General features: G+C 68.3%; 1 protein-coding gene. It reads right to left on the reverse strand.

Features of this window, described 5'->3' with window-relative positions:
- Positions 1-176: 176 nt before the first annotated feature.
- A complete protein-coding gene (locus CSQ99_RS30510) occupies positions 177-1838 on the reverse strand; it encodes a transposase (RefSeq protein ID WP_099042691.1) in 1662 nt (553 codons plus the stop codon).
- Between the last annotated feature and the right edge of the window lie 66 nt (positions 1839-1904).

Genomic DNA, 1904 nt, shown 5'->3' on the forward strand with positions numbered 1-1904 from the left:
CTAGGAGGGCGCTGAACAAGGCGGTTCTGAGACTGGCCGGCGGGACGGGCCAGGGCGCGAGAATTGGCGTGCTGTCGCTTGCGAGGGCGGGATCGTGGTGGGGATGGGCTCTCCGGGCCCGTGACTGGGCGCCGGGTGGCCCGTCACGGCTCCGGCCGACGCCGGTGGCCCCATTTTCAGGCGGTTTGAGCTTGCAGAACCCAGACTCCTGCGGTGCGGGTCAGGCCACGGCCGATGAGATTGCGCAGGTTGAGCCCGGCGGTGCGGCGGGTGAGCCATGCGTTGTTCTTCTCGGTGCCGCGGTAGCGCAGTTTGAGGCGGCGACCGCCTCGGCTGGCGATCTGGGAGACGACGCGTTCCACGTTGGGCCGGTACTTGCGGTACTTCTCCCGCCGTTCGGGGTCGGCGGCCCACTCGGCGCGGGCTGCCCGCAGCTCCCTATCCCGTTCGTGCAGAACGATTTTGCGGCCGGTCTTGGACTTCGTGCATCGCTCGCGCAACGGGCAGCCACGGCACAGCGCACCGAAGCTGACCCTGCGGCCCGCGCTGATCGGGCGGGTGTGACCGATCGGGCAGCCCACCGTTGCGGCCTGCTCGTCGACGGTGAAGTCGTCGACGGTGAACCCGCCTTCGACCGGGGATCCCAGCGGCTTGGGCTTGATCACCGCGTCGTGGCCGGCATCACCGATAGCGCCACGCAAATCACCTGTGCCATAAGCGGAATCGCCATACCACTCACGCGCACCGCCCGCGTTCGACTCGCCGCCGTCACCTCCCGCGGCGCCGCCGCCAGTGGTGGTGGAGCCCTTCATGTCGCCGCCCTCGGCGGTGTCGGCGGCCAGGAACTGCTCGGCCACCGCCGCGTCGGAGTTCTCGGTCCCGGCGGCCTTGGTGAGCGCCTCGTCAGTGATGATCCCGGTCTCCGGCTCGGCGGCCACGTGTGCCCGGTACCCGTCGCGGCGGGCCTCGGGTGACTTGCGGGTGTGGCGGGCTTCGGGGTCGACCTGCGAGATCACCCGGTCGGGGGCGACCTTGCGGGCGATGCGCCACCGCCCGTCGGTGCCATCAGATCCCTCGGCCGGCTCGACATCTTGGCCGGCGACCAGCGCCAGCATCGCCAACGCCGCGGCCACCGACTCCTCGAGCTTGTCCTGATCGACCTCGGCGAACGCCTCGAGCAGCGCGTTCGCGTCGTTGACCAGCGCCGAGACCAACGCGTCCTTCGCGCCGGGCTCGTCCCAGTCGATCACCGGTTTACCGGGGCGGCTGTAATCGTGCCCGGTGCACACCACCGCAATCGCCTCAGCCGCGTCGGGCACGATCCGCCCGACGCGGCGGATCGCCGAGACCAACTGGGTGATGGTGTCCTGGGTGGCGACCGCGTCAGCCAGGATCGTGGAATCCACCGCACGTTTACCGCGACCCCGCACCACACCGGTTTCCTCGACCACGCGGCGCACCGCCTCGTTGATCCGCTGCGGCCGCTCCGACTTGGCCAACCGTTTACGCCAGTGCACCAACGAGGACGGATCGAAACCCTTGTGATCCAACGCCATCCCGGTCGCGACCTTCCACCGCAGATCACAGCGGGCCGCCTCAGCGGTCTCCCGATCAGACAGGTCATGCAAGGTCTGCAGCACAAGAATCGAGGCCATCACCGACGCCGGGATCGACGGCCGCCCCTTCCCCGACGGGAACAAGTCCTCGAACTCGCTGTCACCGAACAGATCCAGGCGATGAGCGGCCAAAAACGCGAACATACTGCCCTCAGCCACCAGATGACCGACCAGCGCCTGGGCATCCAACAGTTCCCGATCAGCGCGCTCCATGCCCTGCATCAACTCATCATCCCAGCTCAACGCCCATTTCATAGAAGGCACGCCGATTATTCAGCGCCCTCCTAG

Source organism: Mycobacterium neglectum, assembly GCF_002591975.1.
In the GTDB taxonomy this organism is placed as follows: Bacteria; Actinomycetota; Actinomycetes; order Mycobacteriales; family Mycobacteriaceae; genus Mycobacterium; species Mycobacterium neglectum.